This is a genomic window from Novosphingobium sp. ERN07 (genome assembly GCF_012641335.1).
Taxonomy (GTDB): Bacteria; Pseudomonadota; Alphaproteobacteria; order Sphingomonadales; family Sphingomonadaceae; genus Novosphingobium.
This window is the reverse complement of record NZ_JABAID010000047.1, coordinates 1-5,399: the sequence shown is the minus strand read 5'-3', so window position 1 is coordinate 5,399 and position 5,399 is coordinate 1. Positions and strand designations below refer to the sequence as shown.

Sequence of the window (5,399 nt, the reverse complement as noted above, 5' to 3'; positions counted from 1 at the left end):
GATCGCTACCCGCTACGATCAGCTTGCCAATAGCTTCCTCGGCATGGTCCATATCGCCACAGCCAGATACTGGCTCAAATTTGTCCACGCCGCCTAGTCACGGTCCTTGGACCGCGCCGGACGGTCAACCATCGAAGCAAGGTGGTCTGCGGGATCACACAAAGCTGGAACTGAACGCCCGATTGTTGAAGGAACATCCCCACGAATGGAACGAAGCGACCATCGCCAATCGCGCCGCCTCGCTCTTTAATGCTGCGGTTTCGATTTGGCCTTCCCCTGCCGACCTAGCAGCAACCTTCCCCGGCAATCCCGTGCAACCCGTTGCACAGGTCGCCTGATGAGGGAGATGGCATGATTGGGTTCGTTGACGACGATGGCGGCTACATGGCGTGGCTTACGGCACATCCGGGCGGCTTCGTTGTCAACGTCCGGTCCACTGCTGGCCCCGGCTACGCTGTGCTCCATCGGGCAGGCTGCCGGTTCATTTACGTGCCTCGCGATGATCGTGCCTATACAGGGCGCGGCTACCGCAAAGTTGTATCCGACGACATTGACGACTTGCGGGCCTTCGCCAGATCAATCGGGCGGTGGGATGGTTCCTTTTCCCAAGTCTGCGGCCATTGCGCGCCATTGTAAGAGGGCAGACAAGACAATGGCCAACATCTTGATCCCGTCAAGCGGCCCTGACGACTGGCAACGTTTTCTCGCCAAGCCGGACCTGCAATGGAGAATTGGTTACTCGGCCCGCACACTCGCCTACTGCTGGGAAGCTGCTTCCAGTCTCCCTACCGAAGTTGCGGCGATCATGGATCAAGCGTTCGGTCCACCGACGCTGCTCCTTGCTATTCCCGAACACAAGACCGTGCTGCCGGGTGGCACCCGCGAAAGCCAGTCAGACATTTTCACACTTGTCCGACATGACCGAGGGCTGGCCACCTACACCATCGAAGGGAAAGTAGGCGAAGCGTTCGGCGAGACGGTTGCAGACTGGAGCCGGTCGTCGTCGCCGGGCAAGATTGAACGCCTCGCCTATCTTTGCAAGATGCTCGGGCTGACCGGTTGCCCACCAGTCATTCGCTACCAGCTTCTCCACCGCACGGTTTCTGCTCTCATCGAGGCCGACCGCTTTGACGCATCGGTCGCTGGCATGATTGTGCACTCATTCTCGCCAGATCGTCGCTGGTTCCTCGACTTTGCGGCTTTCATCAGGCTGCTCGGCGGAGGTGACATAGAGCCGGGCCAAGCCCGCGTCGTCACCACGCCGTCCGGTCGTCCGCTTGTGCTGGGATGGGCCTGCGGCGACCAAACATACCTGCAAGCCTGAAAGTCGCACATGGATCATAGACCATGCGGGACGCCGTTCCACTGGAGCCGAGACCACCCGTGTGGGGCGGTTTTGTCGGGGACTAGGTTATCCCACATGGGCAGGGCCGTGCGATAGATTATTTCGGCGCAGAACTCTTCCGCAGAATTCCTTGACCAGCCGAACTCAGCGCCCCTTTCCTCACGAACCAACATTGCGTAGGGATATCTCAACGCGGGGCAGAGAGGCAGCGATGCTCGATAATCACAGCAAGGCTGTCGCACATGACAGCGACGAGCAAAGCAATATAGGCGAGGTCCGAGTAGCGCAGGTGAATAGGAACCAAGACAAATTTTTCCTGCGAAAGGCGTCGCCAGAGAGTAGATCGGGGTCGATGCTGTCAGGCGCTGACGAACTGGATTTACAAAGCTCGCCTCCTACGCCTAGCCGAACGCCCCGAAAGCTGAGTTCGGCGACCGCCGCTCGCGAGGGCTTTGGCGATCTCGTGGAGATAATCAGCCCGGAGCGATCCGCCCGTGACATCATCATCGGCAAGGAAAGCCGATTTACTCTGCTCGGCCTTGCGAACGAGGTTCGGCATGGCGACGACATTCGGCGACATGGGCTTCGCGTTCGCTCGAAGGTATTGTTTTGTGGCCCGCCGGGTTGCGGCAAATCGCTGTGTGCAGAGGTGGTCGCCGCCGAACTGAAAATGCCCCTCGTCGTAGCTCGGCTTGATGCGCTGATTGCATCTCACCTTGGCGAGACTGCAACTAACCTTCGCAAGATATTCGATGCTGCTCGGACAAGACCTATGGTCCTGTTCTTCGACGAGTTCGATGCCCTCGCACGGGCACGCAATGACACTACTGAGCACAGTGAAATACGGCGAGTAGTAAATAGCCTACTCATGATGATCGACCGTTTTGATGGCCGAAGTATTCTGATAGCCGCGACTAATCTCGAAGAAACAATTGACCGCGCAATTCTTCGACGATTTGATGAAGTTATTTTATTCAACAAGCCATCTGTCGCACAAATTCGTCGGCTTCTATACATGAAAACGAGGAATTTCCCGGCCGATTTTGATATAGCTCAATATGCATCCGATTTTACTGGGATGTCATACGCGCAAGTCGAAAGGGCTTGCTTAAATGCGATCCGATCAGCAATCCTTCTGAAACGTAACGCAATTCCTGAGCATTGCTTCAAGTCGGCACTTGACCATGAAATTAGCCGGGCCGAAGTGGAGCGTGAAATTCTCGATTAAGGATTTGCCGCAAGTGATGGGGTCAAATGGCTAAACATTCTCACCTCCCTTTGAAACGGTTGGAGGGCGAGCTTACGCGGCGAAAACCGCCCGGCTTCGGTGGAAATCCGCAACGAAATAGGGGCGAGCACGGACCGAAGTTAGCTCAAGAGGTCGAGGCAGTCCTCGAAGAATTTAAGGCAGCACCTTCCATAGAAGGAGTTGATCCGTCTTTAATCCTGCGCATTGAGGTGGCAGGGTTCGTCGATGAAGGCGAATGGGCAAAGATGGGTCTGGTGGTCCTTTCAGAAGACCAAAACAAGACGCTTCTACTCTTCGCAACCGATAAAGAACTTCAGCAGTTCCGCAAGCGATTGGCCTCTTACCAAGGCCCCATTCCGGCAGGACAGATTGGCCCCGCATATGCAGGGCTTATCGAAGCGATTGAAAGCGTTGGAATTGCGAAGGCCGAGGACCGCATCGGAAGCAGTCTATCGTCATTAGGGATTGAGAAGCCCAGCGACTTCAAGAAAGAAACAGACTATCTTTTAGATATCGAACTTTTCCATCCGGGAGAGCACGAGCAGGCTAATATCTTCGTGTATCGCTTGGAGAATGCCTTGAAGGCGCATGGCGGGACGATCCACAATACGTATTTAGGTAAAAATCTCCTTCTTTGTCGGGTAGAAGCGTCAGGCGAAGCATTGCTGGCTGCTCTGGATTTGCCGGAGGTCGCAATAGTCGAAGCGCCTCCGAAACCAGACTTGTCCTTCGATGACATCGAAGACGCTTCCGTCGAAGATACACCTGCTGGTGCGCCGCCTGCACCTGATGCGGTAGTCATCGCAATAATCGACAGCGGCATCAATTCCGGCCACCCTCTTCTCGCTTATACAATGAAGTCCAGCTTTATTGCCATGAACGGCTGGGTTGACGCTGATGAGCAAGGGCATGGAACATCGGTTGCTTCAGTGGCGGCATACGGAGACGTCAGTGGGCGTTTGCAGGAAGCGAACTTCGATGCGCCGTTCCTTATGTCAAGCGCTCGGGTAGTTGACGAAAAGGGCGAGTTCCCAACCGATGTTACAGTCCCCGATTTGATGGAGAAAGCAATTCGCCATCTACATGAGGACAGCGGATGCCGGATTTTTAACATTTCGCTCGGTGATCCAAACCTGATTTACGACGGTGGCAAAGCTGGCTCTTGGGCCGGAACATTAGACGAATTAGCGTCTGAGCTTGACGTGCTCATAATTGTTTCGACTGGCAACCAGAAGGGGCTCGCGGGACTAGGTGAGGACATATTAAAGCATTATCCCGGATATCTGCTGGAGCCTTCTTCGCGCCTTCTTGATCCCAGCACTGCGGCGAACGTCCTAACTGTGGGTTCGCTCGCCCATACTAATGGGATCGTCGAAGAGGATGCCGACTACGTAGGTGTTCTCCCGGTTTGTGAAGCTGACGAGCCCAGTCCCTTCACACGATCTGGTCCGGGGATCAGGGGGATGATCAAGCCAGATTTGGTCGATTATGGCGGGACTTCCGTATGGGACGGTCCGACTATGAAATTGGTAGGAGGGGGAACGAAAAAGTCAGCGGGTATTTGGACGTTCCATCACAAACCAGTCGACCGTCTATTTTGTGCGAGATCGGGAACATCTTTTGCGGCTCCCATCGTGGCTCACAAGGCTGCAATCTTACTAGAACAATTTCCCGACGCTCCTGCGAACTTTCTGCGTGCGATGTTGGCTCTTTCTGCTCGAGTTCCCGCAGCAGCAGAAAGCATATTGTGTGCGCTTAGCCCGCGTGCACCGCTGGATGTGTGCGGGAACGGCGTCGCAAACATAGACGAAGCCATCGCATCTGATGACAACCGAGTGGCATTCTTCACAAATGACGAGATTGGACTGGATCGGTTTGCTGTCTATGAGGTGCCTATCCCAAAGCTGTTCCAAACTACCAAGGGAAGCCGAGAGATTTCCGTTGCGCTCGCATTCGACCCGCCCGTGCGACGGACACGAGCAGACTACCTTGGGGTGACTATGGGATGGCGGCTTATCCGTGGAGCGTCCGAACAAGACGTGTTCGACAAGTTCAGGGTGTGGGAGAAAGCTGAAGGCGACCCACCGCCTTTTCCAAAACGTAACGAGTGCAAAACGTTTCCCGGCTCCCAAATCCGGGAAAAGGGAACTCTTCAACGTGGATCGTTTACCGCTAAAACCGACATGAGCACCTACGGTGACCGATACTTCCTCGCCGTCTGGTGCAGGAGGCGATGGGCTCCAAAAGAGGTCAAGACTCAAAGATTTTCGGTGGCGGTAGAGCTTCGACACAGCGCAGACATCGAGTTGTATCAGGCTATTACCGTCCCCGTGCCTTTGAAAGTGACGTTGTAAGAATGCGCGTCTTGAGCGAGCGGCAAGACATTCTCTAGCTTCACTGCGTGCAACGGGTTGCACAAACATTTACCTGAATTTCAAGTCCTGCCGGTATTCGCGATCTTCAGTCATTCCAATGGTTGGGGTTCGCGGATGCAAATTGTGTTTTCGGCAGATGATCTTGCCAGCTTCAGTCTCGCGACGCGAAATGAAATTATGCGACGCTTTTCAGACGTGATGGGAACTCTGCCCGTGACCGATGTCGCTTCAGCCCCGGCTTGGAGCGACTGGTATGCGGGTCATAGCACGCGCCATTTGGAGGACATCACGCAGAAGCATATCGAACGCTGGATGGAGAAACTGTCACCGATGACCTGCCCCCCGAAAGTTCCCTCATTCTGATGTAGAGTCTGCCACTGTAAGGAGCAGACGCATGAGGAAGAGCCGTTTCACCGAGGCGCAGATTATC

Annotated in this window: 5 protein-coding genes; all 5 read left to right on the top strand. The window is 54.9% G+C overall.

Translation table 11 applies throughout. The features are described 5' to 3' along the window. Positions 1 to 351 precede the first annotated feature (351 nt). Entirely contained in the window at positions 352 to 636 is a 285-nt protein-coding gene (locus tag HGI47_RS21890; RefSeq protein WP_168854869.1) for a hypothetical protein, read from the top strand. A 16-nt stretch (positions 637 to 652) separates the two neighbouring features. Continuing rightward, on the top strand, positions 653 to 1,324 hold the full coding sequence (locus HGI47_RS21885) for a hypothetical protein (protein WP_206066362.1): 672 nt from the start codon (positions 653 to 655) through the stop codon (positions 1,322 to 1,324). Between the two features lie 373 nt (positions 1,325 to 1,697). Further along, positions 1,698 to 2,573: an AAA family ATPase gene (locus HGI47_RS21880; RefSeq protein ID WP_168854867.1), complete on the top strand. Its 876-nt coding sequence runs from the start codon at positions 1,698 to 1,700 to the stop codon at positions 2,571 to 2,573. Positions 2,574 to 2,599: 26 nt separating this feature from the next. Beyond that, the gene (locus HGI47_RS21875; RefSeq protein ID WP_168854866.1) at positions 2,600 to 4,948 is read left to right on the top strand and encodes a S8 family peptidase; all 2,349 of its coding nucleotides are present in this window, start codon (positions 2,600 to 2,602) and stop codon (positions 4,946 to 4,948) included. A 135-nt stretch (positions 4,949 to 5,083) separates the two neighbouring features. Then, a complete protein-coding gene (locus HGI47_RS21870) occupies positions 5,084 to 5,332 on the top strand; it encodes a hypothetical protein (RefSeq protein WP_168854865.1) in 249 nt (82 codons plus the stop codon). Positions 5,333 to 5,399: the final 67 nt, after the last annotated feature.

Coding starts and splice junctions, on each gene's coding strand:
- HGI47_RS21890 (WP_168854869.1), top strand. CDS start 352: ATGATTGGGTTCGTTGACGACGATGGCGGCTACATGGCGTGGCTTACG.
- HGI47_RS21885 (WP_206066362.1), top strand. CDS start 653: ATGGCCAACATCTTGATCCCGTCAAGCGGCCCTGACGACTGGCAACGT.
- HGI47_RS21880 (WP_168854867.1), top strand. CDS start 1,698: ATGCTGTCAGGCGCTGACGAACTGGATTTACAAAGCTCGCCTCCTACG.
- HGI47_RS21875 (WP_168854866.1), top strand. CDS start 2,600: ATGGCTAAACATTCTCACCTCCCTTTGAAACGGTTGGAGGGCGAGCTT.
- HGI47_RS21870 (WP_168854865.1), top strand. CDS start 5,084: ATGCAAATTGTGTTTTCGGCAGATGATCTTGCCAGCTTCAGTCTCGCG.